Annotated in this window: 19 protein-coding genes; 9 read left to right on the top strand and 10 right to left on the bottom strand. The window is 71.4% G+C overall.

Going from position 1 to position 22,178, the window contains the following annotated elements:
- Positions 1 to 51 precede the first annotated feature (51 nt).
- A complete protein-coding gene (locus ACH4G3_RS20915; protein ID WP_397626175.1) occupies positions 52 to 2,157 on the bottom strand; it encodes an alpha-galactosidase in 2,106 nt (701 codons plus the stop codon).
- Between the two features lie 133 nt (positions 2,158 to 2,290).
- On the opposite strand from ACH4G3_RS20915, the gene ACH4G3_RS20910 reads away from it, so the two are divergent.
- From ACH4G3_RS20910 to ACH4G3_RS20885, 6 genes are all read left to right on the top strand, one after another.
- Positions 2,291 to 3,328 carry a LacI family DNA-binding transcriptional regulator gene (locus ACH4G3_RS20910; protein WP_397625903.1) on the top strand — a complete coding sequence of 346 codons (1,038 nt, stop codon included), beginning with the start codon at positions 2,291 to 2,293 and terminating at the stop codon, positions 3,326 to 3,328.
- Between the two features lie 86 nt (positions 3,329 to 3,414).
- Positions 3,415 to 4,746 (top strand): ABC transporter substrate-binding protein, encoded by a 1,332-nt coding sequence (locus ACH4G3_RS20905; protein WP_397625902.1) that lies wholly within the window; start codon positions 3,415 to 3,417, stop codon positions 4,744 to 4,746.
- A gap of 2 nt (positions 4,747 to 4,748) precedes the next feature.
- On the top strand, positions 4,749 to 5,672 hold the full coding sequence (locus ACH4G3_RS20900; RefSeq protein WP_243381606.1) for a carbohydrate ABC transporter permease: 924 nt from the start codon (positions 4,749 to 4,751) through the stop codon (positions 5,670 to 5,672).
- On the top strand, positions 5,669 to 6,493 hold the full coding sequence (locus ACH4G3_RS20895; RefSeq protein WP_397625901.1) for a carbohydrate ABC transporter permease: 825 nt from the start codon (positions 5,669 to 5,671) through the stop codon (positions 6,491 to 6,493). The genes ACH4G3_RS20900 and ACH4G3_RS20895 overlap by 4 nt, the downstream gene beginning before the upstream one ends.
- A gap of 100 nt (positions 6,494 to 6,593) precedes the next feature.
- Positions 6,594 to 9,062 carry a CBM35 domain-containing protein gene (locus ACH4G3_RS20890; protein ID WP_397625900.1) on the top strand — a complete coding sequence of 823 codons (2,469 nt, stop codon included), beginning with the start codon at positions 6,594 to 6,596 and terminating at the stop codon, positions 9,060 to 9,062.
- Positions 9,063 to 9,205: 143 nt separating this feature from the next.
- Positions 9,206 to 10,234, top strand: coding sequence for a sporulation protein (locus ACH4G3_RS20885; RefSeq protein ID WP_397625899.1), 1,029 nt, complete (start codon positions 9,206 to 9,208; stop codon positions 10,232 to 10,234).
- Between the two features lie 12 nt (positions 10,235 to 10,246).
- Here the strand turns inward: ACH4G3_RS20885 and ACH4G3_RS20880 are convergent, their stop codons facing one another.
- Together ACH4G3_RS20880 and ACH4G3_RS20875 are read right to left on the bottom strand one after the other, a co-directional pair.
- Positions 10,247 to 11,392 (bottom strand): M56 family metallopeptidase, encoded by a 1,146-nt coding sequence (locus ACH4G3_RS20880; RefSeq protein ID WP_397625898.1) that lies wholly within the window; start codon positions 11,390 to 11,392, stop codon positions 10,247 to 10,249.
- 6 nt (positions 11,393 to 11,398) lie between these two features.
- The gene (locus ACH4G3_RS20875) at positions 11,399 to 11,785 is read right to left on the bottom strand and encodes a BlaI/MecI/CopY family transcriptional regulator (RefSeq protein ID WP_397618842.1); all 387 of its coding nucleotides are present in this window, start codon (positions 11,783 to 11,785) and stop codon (positions 11,399 to 11,401) included.
- A 142-nt stretch (positions 11,786 to 11,927) separates the two neighbouring features.
- Between ACH4G3_RS20875 and ACH4G3_RS20870 the strand changes: the two genes are divergently transcribed.
- Together ACH4G3_RS20870 and ACH4G3_RS20865 are read left to right on the top strand one after the other, a co-directional pair.
- Positions 11,928 to 12,581: a hypothetical protein gene (locus ACH4G3_RS20870; protein WP_397625897.1), complete on the top strand. Its 654-nt coding sequence runs from the start codon at positions 11,928 to 11,930 to the stop codon at positions 12,579 to 12,581.
- The gene (locus ACH4G3_RS20865; protein WP_397625896.1) at positions 12,569 to 12,799 is read left to right on the top strand and encodes a twin-arginine translocase TatA/TatE family subunit; all 231 of its coding nucleotides are present in this window, start codon (positions 12,569 to 12,571) and stop codon (positions 12,797 to 12,799) included. Before ACH4G3_RS20870 ends, ACH4G3_RS20865 begins: the two co-directional genes overlap by 13 nt.
- Before the next feature lie 12 nt (positions 12,800 to 12,811).
- On the opposite strand, the gene htpG is transcribed toward ACH4G3_RS20865, so the two are convergent.
- From htpG to ACH4G3_RS20850, 3 genes are all read right to left on the bottom strand, one after another.
- Positions 12,812 to 14,710 carry a molecular chaperone HtpG gene (htpG, locus tag ACH4G3_RS20860; protein ID WP_397625895.1) on the bottom strand — a complete coding sequence of 633 codons (1,899 nt, stop codon included), beginning with the start codon at positions 14,708 to 14,710 and terminating at the stop codon, positions 12,812 to 12,814.
- 86 nt (positions 14,711 to 14,796) lie between these two features.
- Complete coding sequence (locus ACH4G3_RS20855; protein ID WP_397625894.1) at positions 14,797 to 15,507, bottom strand: class F sortase; 711 nt, start codon at positions 15,505 to 15,507, stop codon at positions 14,797 to 14,799.
- Positions 15,508 to 15,638: 131 nt separating this feature from the next.
- Positions 15,639 to 16,334 carry a hypothetical protein gene (locus ACH4G3_RS20850; RefSeq protein ID WP_397625893.1) on the bottom strand — a complete coding sequence of 232 codons (696 nt, stop codon included), beginning with the start codon at positions 16,332 to 16,334 and terminating at the stop codon, positions 15,639 to 15,641.
- A 260-nt stretch (positions 16,335 to 16,594) separates the two neighbouring features.
- Between ACH4G3_RS20850 and ACH4G3_RS20845 the strand changes: the two genes are divergently transcribed.
- The gene (locus ACH4G3_RS20845; protein WP_397625892.1) at positions 16,595 to 17,095 is read left to right on the top strand and encodes a hypothetical protein; all 501 of its coding nucleotides are present in this window, start codon (positions 16,595 to 16,597) and stop codon (positions 17,093 to 17,095) included.
- A gap of 19 nt (positions 17,096 to 17,114) precedes the next feature.
- Here the strand turns inward: ACH4G3_RS20845 and ACH4G3_RS20840 are convergent, their stop codons facing one another.
- The 4 genes from ACH4G3_RS20840 to ACH4G3_RS20825 all read right to left on the bottom strand — a co-directional run bounded on the left by ACH4G3_RS20840 (position 17,115) and on the right by ACH4G3_RS20825 (position 21,978).
- Positions 17,115 to 17,402, bottom strand: coding sequence for a DUF3040 domain-containing protein (locus ACH4G3_RS20840; protein WP_397625891.1), 288 nt, complete (start codon positions 17,400 to 17,402; stop codon positions 17,115 to 17,117).
- Between the two features lie 276 nt (positions 17,403 to 17,678).
- Positions 17,679 to 18,971: a cation:proton antiporter gene (locus tag ACH4G3_RS20835; protein WP_397625890.1), complete on the bottom strand. Its 1,293-nt coding sequence runs from the start codon at positions 18,969 to 18,971 to the stop codon at positions 17,679 to 17,681.
- Between the two features lie 252 nt (positions 18,972 to 19,223).
- Positions 19,224 to 20,687: an arabinose isomerase gene (locus tag ACH4G3_RS20830; RefSeq protein WP_397625889.1), complete on the bottom strand. Its 1,464-nt coding sequence runs from the start codon at positions 20,685 to 20,687 to the stop codon at positions 19,224 to 19,226.
- Between the two features lie 31 nt (positions 20,688 to 20,718).
- A complete protein-coding gene (locus ACH4G3_RS20825) occupies positions 20,719 to 21,978 on the bottom strand; it encodes an MFS transporter (RefSeq protein ID WP_397625888.1) in 1,260 nt (419 codons plus the stop codon).
- Positions 21,979 to 22,178 lie beyond the last annotated feature (200 nt).

Here is a 22,178-nt window from a genome sequence, read left to right as displayed (position 1 = left end):
CGCCCGCGCCCAGCCGACCGACCACGCAGCGCCGACCGCCCGGCGTCCCGTCTACCCGTCCTGTGTGAGCCGGATCAGCAGCGCACCGGGCGTGCGCGGCACGGACACCGTCAGCCCGTCCCCGTCCCAGACGGCCCCGCCCGCCTCCGCGGAGGACGGGTGCAGGACGTCCGCGCGGACGGTCCGGCCCGTCAGGTGGCGGACGGGGATGCGGAGCTCGGCCGGTCCTCCGCGCCGCCACACCGACAGGTACGCCGTGCGGTCCCCGGGGACTCCCAGCCCCAGGGCGAGCCACTCGTCCGTCCAGCCGGGCAGACCGAGCGGCCAGAAGGGCAGGGCCCGCGCGAGGTCCCCGCGGATCGACTTGTAGACCGTGACGGCATCCCGCACGAGGGTCAGCTGGTGTTCCGACATGCGGTCGAGGTGGCCCGAGAGGTGGATGCGGCCGAGCAGCGCCCCGCCGAGGGTCGTGGTGATCAGGTCGTCGTCGAAGCCGGGCTGCGGATAGGCCCAGACGGCGCCCTGTTCGGGCGGGACGGCGGTGGGCGCGGCGGCGGCGATGGGCGGGTAGCGCAGGGGGTCCTGCTGGTCGCTGGTGGACTGGAGCTGGCAGACGGCCAGGGTGGCGCCGTCCATGCGCATGCCGCCCGAGGCGCAGTTCTCCACGACGAGTCCGGGGTGGCGGTCCAGCACGCCCGACAGCCAGTCCAGATAGGCGTGGGCATGGCCCAGCAGCCCGGCTCCCGGAGCCAGGTCGCCGGGTGCCTGGGTGCCGGGGTCGACCACGATGTTGTAGTCCAGCTTGAGGTACCCCACGCCCCAGTCGCCGACGATGCGGTCCACGGTCTTGTCGAGGTGGGCGCGGGCGGCCGGGTGCCGCAGGTCGAGCTGATGACGGCCCTGTTCGGCCAGGCGCACACCGTCGCGCTGGAAGAACGCCTCGTCGGGCAGTTCGTCCGCGACGGGGCTGCGCACCCCGACGACCTCCGGCTCCAGCCACAGCCCGGGCACCATCCCGCGCTCCCGGATGCGGTCCAGGACGGCCTGGATGCCGCCGTCGGGGAAGCGGCGCGGCGAGGGCTGCCAGGCGCCGACACTGTCCCACCAGCCCCGGGTGTCGTCGTCGTACCAGCCCGAGTCGATGCAGAAGTACTCGGCGCCGGCGTCCGCGGCGGCGTCGATCAGCGGCAGGAGCTTGGCCGTGGTCGGGTCGCCCATCAGGGTGTTCATGTAGTCGTTGAAGACGACGGGGAGGGCGGTGTGGTCCGGGTGCGGGCGGCGGACCGCCCGGCGGTAGGAGGTCAGGGCGCCGATCGCCGCGTCGAGGCCGGTGCCGAAGGCCAGGGCCCCGTACACGGTGGTGAACTCCTCACCCGGGGCGAGCCGCACCCGCCACTGGTGTTCCGCGTCGGTGGGGCCGTTCAGCGCCAGGTAGGTGCCGTGTGCGTGTTCGCCCAGGTCCCAGCGCCAGCCGGCGGGGGACTCGACCTGCCAGGCCCAGGCCCGGCCGCCGTCCCGCTCCGTCAGCGCCCCCATGGCCAGATGGCCGTCGGTGGGCCAGCTGCCGCGCCCGGTGAGGGCGAGGGCGGCCCGGCTGTCGTGCTGGTGGACGTCGACGTGGATGTCGGCGACGGCGGCGCGCAGCGGCTCGGCGTACCAACGGCACTCGGCGAGCCAGTCGTTGCGGGCCCGGTGGACGTCGAGGGTGTCCGGCGCGGGCAGGCCGCCGAGCAGGAGGCTGCTGACGGACTGGACGACCAGGGGCGCACTGCCCTCGTTGCGGAGGCGGACTCGGGAGCGGAGGACCGGCACGCCGGTGGGTGAGGTGAGTTCGACCGACGCCGTCAACCCGGTGTCCGGGTCGTGGAGTTCGACGGTCAGCCACTCCCAGCCGTCGCGTCTTTCCGTGCGGTGGGTCCGGTAGGCGAGCCGGGCGCCGAAGGCCGTGCCGGTGAAACGGGGGCCGGACCAGCCGCTGCCGTGGCCGAGGGCGGTGAGCTCCACGAGCGGGAGCGCGGAGCGCGGGGCGGCGGGGCGGTCGTCTTCGGGGTGGGCCAGGCGGATCAGCCGCAGGGTCCCGTCGGCGGTGACGGCGAACCCGGCCCGCAGGGCCTGATGTCCCCAAGTGAACTCGTCCTGCCGCTGGTTGGAGGCCATGTGCGCCGCATCCGCCGTGCCGGTCAAGGTGCTCCCCCTCCTGACCCCGCCCCGTCCTCGGGGAGCGGAGGTCCGCGTGAATCCCTCGTTACGGTCTCTTGACGACCCAAGTGTGACCGGTCACAATCCTCGCATGAATGTGACCGGTCACACAAGGCGCCCGGCGAGCATCAGGGACGTCGCGACCGCCGCGGGGGTCTCGTACCAGACGGTCTCGCGGGTGATCAATGGCCATCCCAGCGTCCGGCCGTCCACCCGGGAGCGGGTGCTCGCAGCCATCGACGAGCTGGGCTTCCGCCGCAACGCGACCGCCCTCGCCCTGGCCAGCGGGCGCAGCCGGGCCGTGACCGTGCTCACCGCGAACACCACGCACTACGGCTACGCCTCGATCCTCCAGGGCATCGAGGAGGCCGCCCGCGCGGCGTCGTACGCGGTCGGGATCGGGGTCCTGGAATCCGCCGAGGACGCGGCCGTCGCCGCCGAGGTGCAGCGCGCGGCAGACGCCGGCGGCGGGATCATCGTGATCGCATACGATCCGGCCGGCGTCCGGGCGCTGGGAGCCGTGCCCGCCGGGCTGCCGGTGGTGGGCGTGGTCGAGACCCCGGCGACCCCGCCCGGCGGCGACCGCCCGTGGGTGTGGGCCGACGACCGCGAGGCCGCCTACCAGGCGACCCGCCATCTGCTCTCGCTCGGCCACGAGACCGTGCACTACGTGGCCATCCCGTCCAGCACCCGCCGCACCAGCGCCCGCACCAGCGGCTGGCGGCAGGCCCTGAAGGAGGCCGGTGCACCGGAACCCCGTGCCGTGCAGAGCAGTTGGGGGCCGGCGGGCGGTCACGACGCCGGGCTGAAGCTGGCGCGGGACGAGTCCGTCACGGCGATCCTGTGCGGCAACGACGACCTCGCGCTCGGCGTGCTGCGCGCCCTGCACGAGTCCGGCCGCTCGGTGCCGGGCGACGTCAGCGTGGCCGGTTTCGACGACGCGCCGCACTCCGCCTTCCTCACCCCGTCCCTGACGACCGTACGCCTGGACTTCACCGGCCTCGGGCGGTCCGCGTTCGCCCTGCTGCACGGCGTGCTGGAGGAGTCGGCGCCGGTCGCCCCGCACCCCGTGTCCGTACCGGAACTGGTGGTGCGGGAGAGCTCGGGACCACCGCCCGCCGAGGCCTGAACCGCCGATGCCTGAACAGCCCGCACGAGCCCAGCAGTTGTGAGTCCCGCTTTGTGAACCGAACCGCCTGCTCCGAAAGGCACGAGATGAAGAGAAGAGCTCTCCCCGCCCTGGCGCTGATATGCGCCGCCGGCCTGGCCGCCACCGCGTGCAGCGACCCCACCGCCGGGGACTCCGGTTCGGACGGTTCGGACGCCAAGCGGACGGCGGTGAATCCGACCGCCCGGCTGGACGGCGTGAAGCTGACCATGTGGACCGCGCAGAACACGGTGAACGCGCCCAAGCAGGTCATCGACGCCTTCGAGAAGGCCACCGGAGCGGAGGTCGACACCCAGGCGATCCCGGACCTCTACGAGCAGAACGTGCCGACGAAGCTGGCCTCCGGCGACCGCCCCGACCTGATGTTCTGGCAGCCGTCCATCTCCACGCTGCCGTTCGTCCAGCCGAAGCAGAACCTGCTCACCCTCGACGGTGAGCCGTGGGAGTCCAAGCTCGGCGACACCGAGAAGTCCCTCGGCATGATCGACGGCAAGCGGTACGCGGCGATCGTGACCAGCCCCGCCATGCTCGGCGTCTACTACAACAAGGACGTCTTCAAGCAGGCCGGGCTGAGCGAGAAGGACTTCCCGAAGTCCTACGACCAACTGCTCGCCCTCGGGCACAAGGTCGTCGACAAGACGGACGCGGCCGCCTTCTACGAGGCCGGCGGCGACAAGTGGCCGCTGCAGTGGCAGATGCAGGTCCAGCTCACCGACCTCGACCGGCAGTGGTGGGCCGATCTGAACGCCGGCAAGAAGAAGTGGACCGACCCGGTCGTCGTCGGCGCGATCAAGAAGTACAAGGAGAAGCTGCTCGACGCCGGGCTCGCCCAGAAGAACTACCGGACGGGCACCTTCACCGGGCAAGCCGACGCGCTGTGGAAGGGCGAGGCCGGCATGGTCCTCAACGTCACGTCCTTCCAGAGCCAGTTGCAGGCCAAGTACTCCACCGCCGAGATCGACAAGAAGATCGGCTGGTTCCCGGTCGCCAATTCCTCGGCCACCGGCCTGTACTCCCCCGACCAGACCAACGGTGTCGTCGCCTTCAGGACCGGTGACGAGAAGCGGCAGAACGCGGCCCGGCAGTTCCTCGCCTTCTGGCTCGGACCGGACTACCCGGACTACATCAAGACGATGAAGATCCCGTCCGTGCAGCCGTCCGTACCCACCCCCGACGGCCTGCCCGAGACGTCCAAGGCCCAGGTCGCGGCCCTGCCCAAGGCCATCGGCGTCTTCCAGGCCAAGGCGATCGTCGCTCCCGACACCCACCTCTACCTGGCCGACATGATCTTCGGCAAGAAGAGCCCGCAGCAGGTCGCGCAGGCGATCCAGGACCAGTTCGCGCAGGTGGCCAAGGCCCAGGGCGCTCCCGGGTTCTGACCATGGCGGACACGGTCGTACGTACGCGCAAGCAGCCGGCTGCACAAGGCGCACCGAAGGGCGTGGGACGGCTGCCTCGCGCCGCCGTGCACCACCCCTGGTGGTTCGCGCTCCCCGCGATCGTCGTCTTCGCGGGCTTCTTCCTGGTGCCGAACCTGCTGAACTTCTACTACCCGTTCACCAACTGGTCCTCGTACCACGCGGACATCGCCTTCACGGGCCTGGACAACTTCAGGACCATCGCCGAGGACGGCTCGCTGCTGCGGGCGATCCGCACGACCCTGGTGTACGCGCTGCTGGCGGCGCTGTTCCAGAACGGCTTCGGGCTCGTGCTGGCGCTGCTGCTGGAGGACGACAGCCGCTTCAACCGCTTCTTCCGTGCCGTCTTCTTCCTGCCGGTGCTGATCTCGGCGCTGGCGACCGGTTACGTCTTCCAGGCGCTGCTCGACCAGGACGGGGCCGTCAACTCCGTCCTGGGCACGGACATCCCGTGGCTGGGCTCGACGACCTGGACGCTGGTGATCGTCACGCTCATCCACGGGTGGAAGTGGATGGGCCTGTCGATGCTGATCTATCTGGCCGGACTCAAGGGCATCCCCGGCGAGATGCTCGAGGCCGCGAAGTGCGACGGCGCGGGGCCCTGGCGGACCTTCTGGTCGGTGCGCTGGCCGATGCTCGCGCCGGCCGTCACCTTCAACGTCACCACCGCGCTGATCGGTTCGATGAACACCTTCGACATCGTGCAGGCCACGACGGGCGGCGGCCCCGCGGCCTCCACGGAGGTCTTCAACATCTACATGTTCCGGATCTTCGGGCAGGGCCTGTACGCGCAGGCCTCCGCGATGAGCCTCGTCCTGTTCCTGGTGGTGGTCGCCGTGGCGATCCCGCTGGTCGTGGGGCTCCGGCGAAGGGAGCAGCTGCTGTGACCGCGGTGTGGCGGTACGGCCGCCCGTCCCTCGTCGTCCTGCTCGCCGCGCTGGCCGTGGGCGTGCCGCTGTGGCTGGTCGCCGTCACCTCGGCCAAACCGCAGGCCGAGGCGATCAAGCCGAACCTGGACCTGCCCCGGCACTGGCAGCCCGCGAGCAACTACGCGGACGCCGTCAGCCAGGGCGAGATGCTGCGCGGCTTCCTCAACTCGCTGCTGGTCGTGCTGCCTTCCGTGGTCCTCGTGCTGATCCTGGGCGCGGGCGCCGCCTGGGTCTTCGCCCGACGCAAGTCGAAGCTGGTCTCGGCGGCGTACGCGCTGTGCATCAGCGGACTGCTGCTGCCGCCCGCCGTCATCACCATCGTGATGGAGCTGCGGCAACTGGGGCTGGCGGGCACCCGCCCCGGCATGATCGCCGTCTACACCGGGATGTACCTGTCGACGTCGATCTTCTTCATGACCGGCTTCATCCGTGCCATCCCCATGGAGCTGGAGGAGGCGGCCCGGATGGACGGGGCGAGCCCGTCCCGCATCTTCTGGCGGATCGTCCTGCCGCTGCTCCGGCCGGTGATCGCCACCGCGACGATCATGGTGATGCTCTACGCCTGGAGCGACATCTTCTACGCGTTCTTCGTCCTCGGCGGCGGAGACCGGGCGACCCTGCCGCTCAACCTCTACCAGGTCGCCAGCGCCCAGCTCTACCTCAACAACTGGCATCTCGTCTTCGCGTACGTCGTGGTGATGAGCCTGCCCATGGTCGCCGTCTTCCTCGTCGGCCAGCGAAAGATCGTGTCCGGAATCACCAGTGGAGCCGTGAAGTGACTGGAGGTCCAGCAGCGTGATCACCCCCGCCCGCACGAGAGCCGGTACGAGGTCTCGTACCAGAACCGCCTTGATGACAGCACTACTTGGAGCAGCCGCCATGGCAGCCACTCTCCCCGCAGCCGGCAACGCGGCGGCGGCAGCCGACCCGCAGCGCCTCACCGTCGACCTCAAGGCCTCCGAGGGCCCGGTGATGCTCGGTGCCAACGGCTCGCTGTACGGCCTCAGCGACAACGGTGTGCCCAGCGACGCCGCGATGGAGCCGCTGAAGATCACCAGCATCTCGCAGAAGCCGGAGGGCGGCGCGCAGCACCCCAACGGCGACGCGCTCACCGTCTCCAAGTCGTTCTTCCGCAACGGCGGCGGCGAGATCAACGTGATGATGCAGGACATCTACGCCAAGTGGCCGTACGAGGACCTCGGCATCGACGACTACCTCCCCAAGGTCGACAAGATCGCCAAGGAGGTCTCGGCCGACCCGAACAGCGATCGCTTCGTCTACATCCCGTTCAACGAGCCCGACCAGATCTGGTACAAGCTCGACGTCGCCGACCAGGCGCAGTACGAGAAGAACCGCGACCGGTTCTTCAAGGACTGGAAGACGGTGTACCAGCGGATCCGCGCGATCGACCCGGACGCGAGGATCGCCGGACCCAACGAAGCCGCCTACCACACCCGCCTGTTGAAGGACTTCCTGGCGTTCGCCAAGCGGGAGAACGTGCTGCCCCAGGTGATGACCTGGCACGAGCTGGGCTCCGGCTCGCTGCGCGACTTCCAGGCGCACTACGACGACTACCGCAAGCTGGAGCGCGAGGCGGGCATCGCCCCGCTGAAGATCAACATCGACGAGTACGCCAACCGCCGCGACCTGTCCGTGCCCGGGCAGCTCGTGCAGTGGGTCTCGATGTTCGAGCGCAACAAGGTGTACGCGAACATGGCCTACTGGGACGCGGCCGGCAACCTCAGCGGCCACGTCGTGCGCTCGAACATCCCCAACGGCGGCTGGTGGCTGTTCCGCTGGTACGCGGGCATGACCGGGAACACCGTGAAGGTGACGCCGCCGCAGCCCAACACCATCGACACCCTCCAGGGGCTGGCCTCCCTCGACACCTCCCGCCGCCAGGCGCAGGTCCTGCTCGGCGGCTCCGCGGGTGACTCGGACGTGGTGGTGCGCAATGTCCCCCGGTCGGTGTTCGGCCGCACGGTCACCGCGACCGTCGCCGAGGCCGCCTGGTCCGGGTACGAGGGGCAGCACGCGGCGCCGCGGGTCCTCGCGCGCACCAAGGTGAAGGTCGCGGACGACGGTTCGGTGACCGTCCCGCTGCGCGGCCTGCACAAGATGTCGGCCTACCGGGTCGTCCTCATCCCCGGCGGCTCGGGCACCCCGTCCGCCGCCTCCGTCCCGTGGTCCGCGTCGTACGAGGCCGAGGACGCCGCCATCACCGACGGCAAGGTCTACACGCAGGGCACGGTCCAGAACGCCAACGGCTACGCGGCCTCCGGCACCAAGGACGTCGGCTCGCTCAACCAGCCCGGCAGCAAGGTCGCCTTCTCGGTGACGGTGCCGAAGGACGGCACGTACGACCTGGCGATCCTGTACGGCAACCAGTCCGGCGGCCCCGCCACGCAGAAACTGTCGGTCGACGGCGGCGACCCCGTGACGGTCACCTACCCCTCCACGGAGAACTGGACGTACCGCGCGAAGAAGGACGTCCGCGTCCAACTGAAGGCGGGCACGCACCAGCTGACCCTGGCCAAGGGCGACGCCGAGGTCACCCTGGACCGGATCGACCTGGCCACCCGGACGGGCGCGCCCTCAGCCTCCTACGAGGCCACGCTGGCGGACATCAGCGGCAAGCCGTCGTACGACTACACCTCGTCGGCCGGCGTGGGCACGGGCTCCCTGGTCCTGCGCTCCGGTGACAAGGCGGTGTTCGACGTCTACGCCCCGCGCGACGGCTACTACACGGTGGTGCCGCGGACCTCGGCGGCCGTGAAGCTCTCGCTGCACGGGGAGACGGTCACTGCGGCGCCCGGCCGCCCGCTGCGGCTCTACCTGGTCGCGGGCAACAACCGGATCGCGATGACGTCGGGCCACTCCGCCGTCCGCTCGCTCGACGTCTCCGGCGACGGCTCGGCCGCCGGCACCCTCACCTACGAGGGTGCCTCGGCGACGCTCGCCGGCGGGGCCAAGCTCGTCGACTCCCCGCACGCGTCGGCAGGCTCGTACATCGGCTGGCTGGGCAACAGCCCCTCCAGCACTGCCGAGTTCACGGTGGACGCGCCCCGGTCCGGCCGCTATCTGCTGGTCGTGCACTACGCGCACAACGACCGCCGGGACAACGGCCACGCCTACAACACGGACATCATGTCCCGTACGGCCGACATCACGGTCGGGTCCGCGGACCCGGTGAGGGTCACCTTCAAAAACACCTGGAGCTGGGACGACTACTGGACCGTCGGCGTCCCGGTCGATCTGGCGAAGGGCACGAACAAGGTGACGTTCGGCAACGTGAGCGCCTGGGCGCCGAACATCGACCGGATCGAGCTGGGCCGGGTCGTGGGCTGAATCGCACGATGACGGGCGCGGTTGCGGAGGAGTGAGCGGTTCTCCTCCGCGACCGACGTGCAAGATCACGTTCGTCACGCGTCCCCTATACTTCTACATGCTTGTAGAACGTACGTACACGCATGTGCGGAGTGAACGCCACCATGGTGTTCAAACGACTGCTCGGCGCGCTCGGCGTGGGCGGCCCCACGGTCGACACGGTCCTCGACCCGGCTCCCGTCCGGCCCGGCGGCACGCTGACCGGTGAGGTCCGACTGGTGGGCGGCAAAGCCGACTTCGACATCGAGCACATCACCCTGGAGCTGGTGGCCCGGGTCGAGGCCGAGCACCAGGGCGGCGAGAGCGAGGGCTTCATCGCCTTCGGCCGCTTCACCGTCGGCGGCGGCTTCCGGCTCGCCGAGGGCGAGCAGCGCGGTGTGCCGTTCAGCGTGGCCCTGCCGTGGGAGACGCCGGTCACCGAGCTGCACGGCCGGCGCCTGGGCGTCGTCCTGGGCGTGCGCACCGAGTTGTCGGTGGCCGGCGCGAAGGACAAGGGCGACCTGGACCAGCTGAACGTCACACCGCTGCCCGTGCAGGAGGCCGTGCTCGAAGCGCTCGGCAGGCTCGGGTTCGGCTTCAAGTCGGCCGACCTCGAATACGGCCGCATCGGCGGCACCGGCCAGCAACTGCCCTTCTACCAGGAGATCGAACTCGTCCCGCCCCCGCGGTACGCACAGCAGGTCAACGAGATCGAGCTGACGTTTCTGGCTAGCCCGGGCGGTATGGAGGTCGTGCTGGAGGCGGACAAGCGCGGCGGCTTCCTGTCGCCGGGCCACGACGCGCTGACCCGTTTCACGGTCTCCCCCGAGGGGAGCGAGCAGCAGGACTGGGCCGCGACCGTCGAGGGCTGGATCCGGCAACTGGTCGAGCACCGGGCCTCGTACGGCTCCCCCGCGGGCTACGGCTCGCCCATGGGCCACGGCTCGCCCGTCGCGTTCGGCCCGGGCGGCCACGGGCACGGTGGGCATGGCGGGCACCACCATGACGGCCACCGCTCGGGCCCCGGCGTGGGGACCGCCGTCGCGGCGGGCGCGGCCGGACTCGCGGCCGGGGTCGTCGGCGGCATGGTCGCGGACGAAGTGATCGACGAGGTCGGGGACTTCTTCGAGGGCGAGGAAGAAGACGAGGGCTGAGTCCCTGCGCCCTCAAAGAGGTGTCGCGGCGTGCAGGATGAGCACCATCGTGACGGCGGAGTTCGCGGAGGACATCGCCGACACGGCCGTTCCCGCGGCCGCGCCCCAGGCCGCCAGTCCGACCGAGGTGGACACCGGGGGCCAGGTGCGTACGGCGGGTGGCGGGCCGAGCAGGGCCGCCACCCGGCGCGGCACCGGGCCCGGAGCGGCGAGTCCGGCGAGCGTGGGCGCGGGAGTGCCACGGGAGACGAGGGCGGCCGTGCCGATGGCACGGGCCACCGTGCGGCGGCTGCCGATCGCCCGGGCCGCTTCCTCGTCCGCCCACCGCTCGGCCGTGTACGCCACAGCCGTGCGCAGCGGCCGCAGGAACGGATTGGCCCGGGCCGCGAGCTGCACGGCGAGCAGGAAGCGGTCGTGCCGGGCGGCGAGGTGCGCCCGCTCGTGGGCGAACAGGGCCCGCCGCTCGGCCGGCCGGAGCCGCTCCAGCAGGGCGGTGGTCACCACGACCCGCCCGCCACGCCGACGACGGACACGGCGGCGCCCGGCACCGCCGCGCGGACCACCACCACCCCGGCGGCCATCACCCAGGCCTTCACCGTCCTGGCGCCCGCCGCCCCGGCGACCGGCACCCAGCACACCACCGTCCTCGCGACGGCCCGGCAGCACACCACTGCCATGGCGCCCGTCCCGCGGCACACGACCGCCCCCGGCCGGCGCACCTCCGCCCCGGCGGCCACCGGGCAGCGCATACGCGTACGGGATGCCGTCCGGCAGGACGGCCACCTCCGTGTCCGGCAGCCCGGACAGTGCGCGGTGGGCCCGGCGGCGCACGCGGGCGTGCCGCCACAGCGTGCGGGCGCAGGCGACGACCACCGCGCACAGCGCGGGAATCGCCGCCTTTCCGACGACCTCGTCGTACGGCACCGCCGCCCGCACCTCGGGGTCCGACCAGCCATCGGGCAGCGGGTTGCCGGGCAGTTGGGCGGTGCCGACCACCATGACCAGTCCCAGGCACACCGTGCTGCACAGCGCCAGCACCGCCGCCATCGCGGTCAGTAACCGGGTCGCGGTGCGCGGGTGCAGATGCTGTTCGGCCAGGCGCGCGACCGGCCAGGCCGTGAGCGGGAGAACCAGTGGCAGAAAGACGAAGACCCCCATGAGGCTTCAGCCTTCCCCCTCGCCGTGGGCCTGATCCAGCAAGTCGCGCAGCAGCCGTTCGTCGTCCGGGCCGAGGCCGGTGAGGAAGCTGGCCAGCACGGCCTCGCGGTCGCTCTCGGCGTCCAGCACCTTGCGCATCTTCCGGGCCGCCAGGCCCGCTTGGTCCGAGGCGGGCGTCCAGGCGAAGGACCGGCCCACCCGCTCCCGGGTGACCGCGCCCTTGCCCAGCAGCCGGGTCAGGATGGTGATCACCGTCGTGTACGCGAGGTCGCCGCCGAGGCGCTCCTGCACCCAGCCGGCCGTCGCCGGACCGTCCGCCTCCCGCAGTGCCGACAGCACCAGCGCCTCCAGCTCGCCCTGCCCCCGCCGGGGCCGCTGCCGGGGATCCGTCACCGCCCTGCCTCCCTTCGCCGCCTGCCGTGCCCGTGCGGACATCGTATAGATCCGCAACGACCGACCCGTCTACTTCTACAGTGCTGTAGATTTAAATGCGTTCGGTACCGACGTCCGACACAGCAACCGACAAGGAGACCTTGTGGCCGATGCGCCCCGCCTCCACCCCGAGGACCGCGCGGACTTCGAAGCGGTACTGGATCAGGCGCTGAGCACCGCGGACATCCATGGCGCCGTGCGCGCCGACCCGACCGGCCGGACCGCCGCGCAGCTGCGCGCCCACGCGCTCGCGCACGCCGACGACATCACGGCGGCGGCCGGCGAGCCGTACCGCGCCTACCTCGCCGTACGGACGGCCGCCCGGCGGGACGCGCGGCGCCCGCTCGCCGCCGGCAGTCTGCTGCCCGCCCTCGCGGTCCTCACGCCGCTCGTGGCGGGGGCGTCCGCCGGGGCCCTGCTGCTGCTCGGCTGCTTGTTGCAGGTCGCGGACGCGCCGGGCCCGTTGCCCGGCTCGCTCGTCGCGGCCGGCTGGACGATGGCGCTCGTCGCGGCCGTGACCGGCCTCATCGCCCTGAGTGCGCTGCTCTGCTCGGCACTGGGCCGGCGTGCCGAGCGCGTGGAGCACGCCCGGCTCGCCTGGCGGCAGGCCCTGCTCGACCGCGGCATGCTGCCACATCTGCTCCGGCATCCGGCGGTCGCAGCTACCGAGGCGGGGATCACACCGGGTTCCCCGCCCGATACGCTCGCGCCGTGCCCGGCCCGGGCGAGAAAGGACAGGACACCATGTTCGGACTGAGCGAGCTCGCGATCATCCTCATCGTCGTCATAGCCGTGATCGGGGCCAGGAAGCTGCCCGAACTGGCCCGGTCGGCCGGCAAGTCGGCCCGCATCCTCAAGGCCGAGGCCCGTGCCGCGAAGGACGAGGCGGCCGGGACGGCCCCCGCGCCGCGGGTGGTCCAGGGCGAGATCGTCCCGCCCGGCGCGCGGGCGGCGGACGCCCCGGACCCCCGCTGATCCTCCCCCTGCCTACAGGGTGCGCTCCAGGCGGTCGGCCACGAGCTTGACGAAGCGTGCGGGGTCCTTGGGCTGGCCGCCCTCGGCGAGCACCGCCAGCGTGTGGAGCAGCTCGGCGGACTCGACGAGACCCGAGCGGTCCTCGCGCTCCTTGTACGCCTGGTTCAGGTTCTTCACGAGCAGGTGGTCGGGGTTGAGTTCGAGGATCCGCTTGGTGCGCGGCACCTCCTGGCCCATCGCCCGGTACATGTTCTCCAGGGCCGGGGTCAGGTCGTGCGCGTCCGAGACGACACAGGCCGGGGAGACGGTGAGCCGCGCCGACAGGCGCACCTCCTTGATGTCCTCGTCCAGCTGCTCCCGCATCCAGCCGAGCAGCCCGGCGTACTCCTCGGCCTGCTTCTCCCGCTCCCCGTCGGCCTTCTCGTCCTTCTCGCCATCGAGGTCGATCTCGCCCTTGGCGACGGAGCGCAGCTTCTTGCCCTCGTACTCGCCGACGGCGTCGACCCACACCTCGTCGACCGCGTCGGTGAGCAGCAGGACCTCGATGCCCTTGTCCCGGAACGCCTCCATGTGCGGGGAGTTCTCGATGCTCTGCCGGGACTCGCCGGTGATGTAGTAGATGTCCTCCTGGCCGTCCTTCATCCGCTCCACGTACTGCGCGAGGGTGGTCGGCTCGTCCTCGGCGTGCGTGGTGGCGAACGACGCGACGGCGAGGATGGCGTCCCGGTTCTCGGAGTCGGTGACCAGGCCCTCCTTCAAGACGGTGCCGAACTCCCGCCAGAAGGTGGCGTAGCGGTCGGCGTCCTTGGTCTTGATCTCCTTGACCGTGGAGAGGACCTTCTTCGTCAGCCGGCGCTGCATCATCCGGATGTGCCGGTCCTGCTGGAGGATCTCGCGGGAGACGTTGAGCGAGAGGTCCTGCGCGTCGACGACGCCCTTGACGAAGCGGAGGTAGGGCGGCAGCAGCGCCTCGCAGTCGTCCATGATGAAGACGCGCTTCACGTACAGCTGTACGCCGCGCTTGAAGTCACGCGTGAACAGGTCGTGCGGGGCGTGCGAGGGCACGAAGAGCAGGGCCTGGTACTCGAAGGTGCCCTCGGCCTGGAGCCGGATCGTCTCCAGCGGCTCGCGCCAGTCGTGGCTGATGTGCTTGTACAGCTCGTGGTACTCGTCGTCGGACACCTCGTCACGCGACCGCGCCCACAGGGCCTTCATCGAGTTCAGCGTCTCGGGCTCGGGCGCGTCCTTGCCGTCGCCCCGCTCCGGGACCATCCGGATGGGCCAGGTGATGAAGTCCGAGTACCGCTTGACGATCTCCCTGATCGTCCACGGCGAGGTGTAGTCGTGGAGCTGGTTCTCCGGGTCGGCGGGCTTGAGGTGGAGCGTCACGGAGGTGCCCTGCGGGGCGTCGTCGACCTTCTCCAGCGTGTACGTGGACTCGCCGCGCGACGTCCAGCGGGTCCCCTGGCTCTCGCCGGCGCGCCGGGTCACCAGCGTCACCTCGTCCGCCACCATGAAGCCGGAGTAGAAGCCGACGCCGAACTGGCCGATGAGCCCCTCGGCGCCGGCCGCGTCCTGGGCCTCCCGCAGCTCCTTCAGGAAGCCGGCCGTGCCCGAGTTGGCGATGGTGCCGATGAGCTGTCCGACCTCGTCGTACGACATCCCGATGCCGTTGTCCCGTACCGTCAGGGTCCGGGCCTCCTTGTCGACGTCGATCTCGATGTGCAGGTCGGACACGTCGGCGTCGAGGGAGTCGTCCCGCAGCTTCTCCAGACGCAGCTTGTCGAGCGCGTCGGAGGCGTTGGAGACGAGCTCCCGCAGGAAGACATCCTTGTTCGAGTAGACCGAGTGGATCATCAGCTGGAGCAGCTGACGTGCCTCTACCTGGAACTCAAACGTTTCGGTCGTCATGGTTCGCGAATCCCTCACAGGTCCCACAGTCGCCTGAACTGGTGGCAGTCACTTTAAAACACCACGTCAGGCCGGGGGGCCGGAAGTCACACGAGGTGGGCGAACACGACCAGGTTCTCGGTGTAGTCCCGGGCCTGCCGGTCGTAGGCACCCGCGCACGTGATGAGCCGGACCTGGGCCTCGGCGGTGTCGCCGTACACGCGCTTGCTGGGGAAGTGGTCCTTGTCGAAGGACTCCGCGGCGTCGACCACGAAGGTCGCCCTGCTGCCGTCGGCTCGCGCGACGTGGAACCGGTCGCCCTTCTTCAGCTCGCCGAGCCCCGCGAACACGGCCGGGGAGGTCGCGGTGTCCACGTGCCCGGCGATGATCGCGGTTCCGGCCTCGCCGGGCGAGACGCCCTTGGCGTACCAGCCGACGAGGTTGGTGTCATGGGCCGGAGGCGGTTGGAGCTGACCGTTGCGGCCGATGACGAGGTCGGTGAAGGGCGCGTTCACCGAGATCTTCGGGATGTGCAGGCGGACCGGCCGGGACCGCGGCAGATGAGGGCCGGCCCCGGACGCGGCGGTCCGGTGCGGCGCCGCGGCCGAGGGCGCCGCGTCGGGCGCGGCGGAGGTGGCGCGCGCGGCCGGCGGGGCGTGCGGCGGGCCGCCGGCGTCGGACGACTCACCATGGCCGGCGACCATGATCACGATCAGGGCCAGGGCGGCGAGGCTCCAGAGGATCGTCACTACGGTACGGAATCGCCGCCTCGACGGCGCGGGGCCGGGCTCGGCGGGGGGAAGGGGGCTGGCTGCCATCGGAGACCACCTCATTCGGGCAGGGCAGCGGAACGGACACGGCAGCGGACAGGGGGGCGGGAGAACGAGCCGGGCCGCCGCGACGCGAGGAGCACGTGCGGCGGCCACGGCGGCATGAGGTCAGGCCTCCGTCATGCCGCGCCCTGGGAGGCCTTCTGGCGCCGCAGGGCGTACAGGCCGGTGCCGGCCACCGCCAGCACCGCGAGACCGCCGGCCGTGACGCCCGGCGCGGCGGCCAGCGCGCCGCCACCGGTGTGCATCCCGCCGTGCGGCTTGTCGTGCTTGTCGCCGTGCCAGGAGCCCTCGTCGTGCTTGCCGTGGTCGTCGCCCTTGTCGCCCCAGGGGTCCTCGTCCTGCTTGTCGCCCCAGGGGTCGTCGCCGTGCTCGTCGTCCTTGAAGGTGTCCTGGTCGTGCTTGGAGCCGTCCCAGTCGTCGTCGTTGTTCACCGCGGCCAGCGCTCCGCCACCCGTGTGCACCGCGCCGTGCGGCTTGCCGTGCTCGTCGCCCTTGCCGTGGTCGTCGTGCTTGCCGTGGTCGTCGTGCTTGCCGTGGTCGTCGTGCTTGCCGTGGTCGTCGTCCTTGCGGTTGTCCTGGTCGTGCTTGGAGCCGTCCCAGTCGTCGTCGGCGCTCACAGCGGCCAGCGCTCCGCCACCCGTGTGTACCCCGCCGCGCGGCGCGTGGTGTTTGCCGTCCTTGTCGTGCTCCTTGCTGTTAGAAGTGTTGTCGTGGTCCCAGTCACCCATCGCCTGGGCGTAGGCGGTGGGCGCGGCGATCGCGAGGGCGGCCGTGGCCGTGGCCGTCGCGAGCAGCATGCGGGCAGAGCGCATCGGTTGAGTCCTTCCGTCGCGGGCCGGGCGCTGACGCCTCGCCAGCTCACGAGACCGGCCTTGACGTGAACCACCGTCAGTCATGTCGGGCCGTCCCACCATCCAGGGCGTTCACACGGGTTACAACCACACCCTGACGGCGGTACTCGCCCCGGCCGGTCCGGCCAGGAAGATCGCAACCTCTCGCCCGTCACACCCGTCTCCTACGGCGACACGGGGGGCGAGGTCCGCTCTCCCCCGACCAGCTGCGGGAGGCGTTCATGGCCATGGTCGGCCTGTTCTGGATCGGCGAGGACTCGGTGTACGTGGGTGCCGAGCCCGTGGGAGCCGCCTGCGGGGTGCGGCTGTCCGAGGACGGCGTCGAGACGCTGGGGGCCGGCCGGGGCAGGTTCTGGACGTGGGACGAGGTGGTCAGGGTCGAGCCGCACGACGTGCCCGTACGGTCCGGGGTGCGGAGACTGGCGTCCATGGCTTTCGACGCCGCGCTCGTCGTGGTCACGGGGGACGGCGAGCTGCCGCCCGCGTTCTGCGTGGAGGTGACGACGGCCGAGGAGACCGTCCGGGCGGATGTGCTCGCGGCTGTCGCGGGAGGGATCTACCTGCCCTCCGAGTACGAGCTCTCCGTCACCCTCCTCCAGCGGCTCGCCGACGGCGGCGCCGAGATCGGCGACCTCCTCGCCTGGGGCCGTGACCACGCGGCCGAGGGCACGCCGCCCCGCGAGGAACGCGAGGCGCTGCTGCGGAAGTGGGCCGGGGCGTAGGGCCTGCCTGCCGGGAGAGTCACCATCGCCTCTGCCGCTGACGGCTCAGGCGGCTCGGGTCCGGGTCGACCAGTTGGGCCGCCATGCCGACGAGGACCAGCCCGGTCGCGATGAGCAGCCCTTGTGCCAGGGCGATGCCGGAGCCCAGGACGGCCACGCCGAGGGCCAGGGCCCACCAGGCTCCGGTACGCCGGTACTCCCGGGGCCGGGCCGGGCGGCCGGCTCTCATGGCCCGGGTGAACCTGGGGTCCTCCCGCTCGAGTCGTGCTTCGAGGTCGACGAGAGGTGCGTCTTCGGACTGGGGCACGGCTTCTCCTTCCCGGAACCCGACAGCGCTTCGAGGCAGGGCACGGCCGAGGCCATGGCAAGTCCTGGGGTGTCGGACCGCGTGACGGTGCGGAGGGAGACAGCCCGCCGGCGCGCGGCGCGGCCGGTCTCACCAGGGCTTCGGCTCCTCCCCCCTCCAACGGCGTCCGCCATGGGGCCCACACCTCATCCTTCCCGGTGGCCGCACCGTACGAACGCCGTGCCGTAAGGCGGATGTTCGGTCCGGGGAACGAGAACCGCGCGTGCGGAGCATGCGTCAACGTGCCCTGCTCGCCGACGCCGGCCCGGGCGAGGGCCCCGCGGCGGTGGCGGACGACGGAGTGCTGTCGTCCGGGGAGCGCGGCTCGGTGTCGTACGACGGGGCCGTGCGGACGGGCAGCAGGTCCTGGGCCGCCCGGAGCGCGCGGGCGAGCAGGTGGGCCCGGCCGGCGGCGATGGGGCCGAGGATCGCGAGGACGAGGACGTACCCGGCGATGAACGGGGCGAGCCGGGTGTCGAGTCCCGCGCCCGCGGCCATGGCGGCCAGGATCAGCGCGAACTCCCCGCGGGCCACGAGGGTGGTGGCGATCTCGGCAGCGGGCTTGGTGCCGTAGCGGTACACGCGGGCGACGAGGAGGCCCGCGGCGACGTTCATGACGACGGTCAGGAGCGCCGCCGCGGTGACCGGGCCGACGACGGAGACGATGTCGCCTGGGTCGATGGAGAGCCCGAAGGCGAAGAAGAAGATCGCCGCGAAAGCGTCGCGCAGCGGATGCACGAGCTCCCGGATGCGCGGGCCGGAGGGCGTGCCGGCCAGGATCAGGCCGACCATGAACGCGCCGATGGCGTCGGCGACTCCGAGGACCTCGGCGACTCCCGCCACGAGGACGGCCGCGCCGAGGAAGCTGATGACGAGCAGTTCGTTGTCGCGGGTGGCGATCAGGCGGCCGGCCGGCTTCGTGCCGTAGCGGGCGGCCGCGGCCAGCACCAGCAGGAAGCCGAAGGCCTTGGCGCCCTGGAGGACCATGTCGCCGACGCCCTGGGCGCCGCTGATGACCGGCTGGAGCGCGGCGAGATAGAGGGCCAGGAAGATGTCCTCGACGACGATGACGCCCAGGATGAGACGTGTCTCGGGGCGGCCGATGCGGCCCTGGTCGATGAGGATCTTGGTGACGATGGCGGACGAGGAGATCCCCAGGACACCGGCGAGGACCAGCGCCTCCCGGACGCCCCAGCCCAGGGCGAACCCGAAGGCCAGGCCGGCGCCGACGTTGAGCAGGAGGTAGATGCCACCCGCCGTCAGCAGGCGTCGGCCGCCGCTCTTGAGGTCGTCGAGGTGGAACTCCAGGCCCAGATAGAACAGCAGCAGCACCAGTCCGAGTGCGGAGAGCATCTCGAAGTCGTGTGCGTCCTCGACGATGACCAGGCCCGGTGTGTGCGGGCCGAGCAGGATGCCCGCGAGCATGAACAGCGGGATCGTCGGGAGGCCGATCCTGCCGCCGAGGCGGGCGAGGAAGGCGGCGGCCAGGAAGGCCCCGCCCATGGCGAGGAGGCTGTCAGCGTGTCCCACGGGTCACCGCCTTCGCGGATGCGCGGCGGGCGGATCGTTTCACCGTGCGGGGATGGATAGGGGGTCCTCCTTCGTGGGGCCGGTTCGGACGGCGTCGTGCGCGTCTCGGCGCCGGCCGAGACCGCGGCCCTGACAACCGGCGCGAGCCTCGGCGACTCCGCCAGCCTCACACGGGCCCCGGGCCCGTCACCATCGGTGCCCGCACCCATCTCCGGGCGGGGGCGACACCCATGTCCGAGACCCGCCTCCCGGTCACACGTGGCGGTGGTCGATGCCCAGCAGGCTCGCCGCCGCCCTGAAGTCGGCCGCGTGGTGGCCGACCGCGAGGGACCAGTGGTGGCCGACACCCGTGGCGCTCCACGCGTCCACCCATTCGCCGGGATCGCGGCCGAAGTCGACGCGGCTGGTGGTGTTGCCGATCTCCAGCACGGGTCCCGGTACGACGGTGCCCTCGGAGGTGACGAAGGACAAGCTGCCGTCGGCGTCCTGGCCGAGGCCGAGCAGGGTGACGGGCCCGTGCTGGACGTCGAACTCGACGCTCACGCCCCAGCCGCGTTTGCCGTGGTAGACGCCGAGCCCGCGCAGCAGCGGGTCGCGGGCGCTGACGGCGAGGTGGGCGGGTCCGTCGTGGCCCATCTCCACGACGCCGTCCTCGAAGTTCAGGGCCTGGATCTCGGTGAAGGAGCCTCCGGCGCCGACGCTCTGGGAGGCGAGCTGGGCGACGCTGGTGCGCAGTTCGTACTCCCCGGCCGCCGGCACGCCCCGGGCCGTGAGCAGGGAGGCACCCAGGATCATGCCGGCGCCGAGCCGCTCGTGCAGCTCCCCGTCGAGGCCCCGGTGGTAGTACGCGAGGCTGTCGAGCTGGAAGTCCGCCACGAGCCGGTCGAGGGCGACCGACACGGTCGCGCCCCAGGCGAAGTCCTCCTCCACCACGCTGTCGTCGAGGGTGAAGACCTGCCGGGCGAGCGCCATTCGCTCCCGGGTCTCCTGCTCGGTCACGCGCTCCACCCGGTGGCGCAGGTCGTCGAACTCCAGCACTTCCACGTGGGAGCCGAACGTCGTGGACAGCAGCGTCGGATCGGTCTGCACGTCGAGCATGCCGGGGTACACGTGCCCCATGAGGCCGTGCCGGGCGTGCCGGAGCGCGGCGCGGATGTGCGCGGCCCGGATCCACTGTTCGATGCGCCGCCAGGCGGACTCCTGCCGCAGCCAGCCCGAGACCGACCGGAAGGGGATGCCGGCGCGCCGGAAGACGTTGCCGACTTCGGGGACAGGGCACTGGCCGCAGTAGGCGAGCCAGGCGCCGGTGTCGAAGGAGGCGTGGTCCATCTTCTCGGTGGGCTGGAGGTCGATGACCAGGACCGGCGTGTTCGAGCGCTGTGCGATCGGCAGCACCATCGAGGAGGTGAGGTACGTCGTCAGGAACAGCACGATCAGGTCGCAGTCGGCCTTGCGCAACTGCTCGGCGGCGCGCGCGCCTTCCCGGGCGTCGGAGACGAACCCGGCGTCGGTCACCTCCGCGTCCATCCCCCGGAAGCGCTCGGCGACATAGGCGGCCGACTCCTTCAGCTGCGGGAGGAGCCCGGGGAACTGCGGCCAGTACGTGCCGAGTCCGCCGGCGACCAGCCCGATCCGGGTGCGTCGCCGGGTCACCGGCGGGAGCAGGTCGTGCAGGGCGGCGGCCCGTACGGCGGCGCGGTCCGCGGTCGTTGCCATGGTCGGTGCTCCTTGTCGGGTGTGCTGCGGCTCAGGTGCTGGGGACGCGCAGGTCGGCTCTGTCCCGCGCGGCGCCGGTTGCACGGGGGACCAGGACGCGGATGATGAACACGCCCGCGACCGCGGCCGCCGTCATGCAGGCGGTGATCGTCCAGAGCAGGACGGCCGGGCTGTGGTCGGCCAGGGCGGGGGTGAAGAACGCGGCGACCGCGAAGACGCCGCGCGACAGGGCGTAGGTGAAGCCCTGGGTGGTGCCACGGGTGTCGGCGGGCAGCGTGAGCTGCGACCACACCTTGTAGTTCGCCTCTCCGGCGAAGGGGTTGGAGAGCTGGTAGAGCACGAAGAAGACGAGCATGCCGACGAGCGCGCCCGCGGTCAGGGACGCGATGACGAAGGCGAGGATCTGTACCACCGCGGCCACGTGGAACAGCCGGTCGCGCCACGGGCTGTCGGCGACGCGGACGAAGGCGAAGGTCAGCAGCACCCCGATCGGGATGAAGGCCAGGTTGATCCCGGTGGCAAGGCTTTGGGAGGCGTCGCTGACGGTGACGAGCAGATAGGTGCCGAACTGTCCGAAGGTGTTGGCCCCGAGGCCCCAGGTGACGTAGAAGACGAACGTCGCCGTCATGGGCAGCAGGGCGGCGCGCGTCCAGATGTTCTTCAGGGCGCTGCCGGGCGGGGCGGCCACCGTCTCCTCACCCGTGTCCTGTTCGGCGGACAGCTTCAGGCGGGAGCGGAGGGCCCAGGTGACGAGTGCGGCGACGGCGAGCTGTCCGGTGATGAGCCGGGCCCCGGTCATGCCCGTGGTGGACAGGACGAAGCCGAGGAAGATGGCGACGGCGATGCCCAGCATCCACATGACCTGTGTGAAGGCGACGAGCCTGCCCCGGGCCCAGGAGGGCGCCGCGTCCGAGACCACGGCCAGGGACGTCGGCAGGTCGGCGCCGGCCGCGAGTCCCGCGACGAGGACGCCGATCAGCAGCGTGATGTCGTCGGGCGCCAGCGTGATGACGATCGCCCCGAGCGCGAAGCAGAAGATGTCCCAGTTGTAGACGCGGCGGCGGCCGAAGAGGTCGGCGAGCCGGCCGCCGACGAGGGAGCCGACGGCGATGCAGCCGGTGACGATCGCGCTGATCGCACCGGCCATCCACACGCCCATGTCGTAACTGTCGCGGTAGATGGCCAGGTTGACGGAGATGCTCACGATCAGCCCGGCGTCGAGGTAGGAGGCCATGCCCGACAGGGCGGCGGCCTTCCAGAGGTGCTTGGGGATGGGGCGGGTACCGGCCATGATGCGACTCCGTCGTCTGGTGACATCGCGGTTCCGGGGGCCTGGTCGCAGCGAATATAGGGCGGGAAAAACGTTGCAACAAGGTGTCGCGCAGACATCGGTGGCGGCGTGTCGCTTCCGCCGTGCCGTCCGGGGATATGGCGTGACCGTTCCAGGTCGCCTACGGTGAAGGTGGCCTGAAAACGTTGCAAGGCTCTCCC

This window comes from Streptomyces afghaniensis, assembly GCF_044327915.1.
Classification (GTDB): Bacteria; Actinomycetota; Actinomycetes; order Streptomycetales; family Streptomycetaceae; genus Streptomyces; species Streptomyces afghaniensis.
Note: the sequence above shows the minus strand (reverse complement) of the source record. Positions and strands in the feature narration are given on the sequence as shown.

Bases quoted from the DNA above. Each gene is read 5' to 3' on its own strand.
- ACH4G3_RS20900 (WP_243381606.1), top strand. From the start codon at position 4,749: ATGGCGGACACGGTCGTACGTACGCGCAAGCAGCCGGCTGCACAAGGC.
- ACH4G3_RS20885 (WP_397625899.1), top strand. From the start codon at position 9,206: ATGGTGTTCAAACGACTGCTCGGCGCGCTCGGCGTGGGCGGCCCCACG.
- ACH4G3_RS20825 (WP_397625888.1), bottom strand. From the start codon at position 21,978: ATGGCCGGTACCCGCCCCATCCCCAAGCACCTCTGGAAGGCCGCCGCC.
- ACH4G3_RS20850 (WP_397625893.1), bottom strand. From the start codon at position 16,334: ATGCGCTCTGCCCGCATGCTGCTCGCGACGGCCACGGCCACGGCCGCC.
- ACH4G3_RS20865 (WP_397625896.1), top strand. From the start codon at position 12,569: ATGTTCGGACTGAGCGAGCTCGCGATCATCCTCATCGTCGTCATAGCC.
- ACH4G3_RS20915 (WP_397626175.1), bottom strand. From the start codon at position 2,157: ATGGCCTCCAACCAGCGGCAGGACGAGTTCACTTGGGGACATCAGGCC.
- ACH4G3_RS20845 (WP_397625892.1), top strand. From the start codon at position 16,595: ATGGCCATGGTCGGCCTGTTCTGGATCGGCGAGGACTCGGTGTACGTG.
- htpG (WP_397625895.1), bottom strand. From the start codon at position 14,710: ATGACGACCGAAACGTTTGAGTTCCAGGTAGAGGCACGTCAGCTGCTC.
- ACH4G3_RS20905 (WP_397625902.1), top strand. From the start codon at position 3,415: ATGAAGAGAAGAGCTCTCCCCGCCCTGGCGCTGATATGCGCCGCCGGC.
- ACH4G3_RS20890 (WP_397625900.1), top strand. From the start codon at position 6,594: ATGGCAGCCACTCTCCCCGCAGCCGGCAACGCGGCGGCGGCAGCCGAC.
- ACH4G3_RS20830 (WP_397625889.1), bottom strand. From the start codon at position 20,687: ATGGCAACGACCGCGGACCGCGCCGCCGTACGGGCCGCCGCCCTGCAC.
- ACH4G3_RS20855 (WP_397625894.1), bottom strand. From the start codon at position 15,507: ATGGCAGCCAGCCCCCTTCCCCCCGCCGAGCCCGGCCCCGCGCCGTCG.
- ACH4G3_RS20880 (WP_397625898.1), bottom strand. From the start codon at position 11,392: ATGGGGGTCTTCGTCTTTCTGCCACTGGTTCTCCCGCTCACGGCCTGG.
- ACH4G3_RS20910 (WP_397625903.1), top strand. From the start codon at position 2,291: ATGAATGTGACCGGTCACACAAGGCGCCCGGCGAGCATCAGGGACGTC.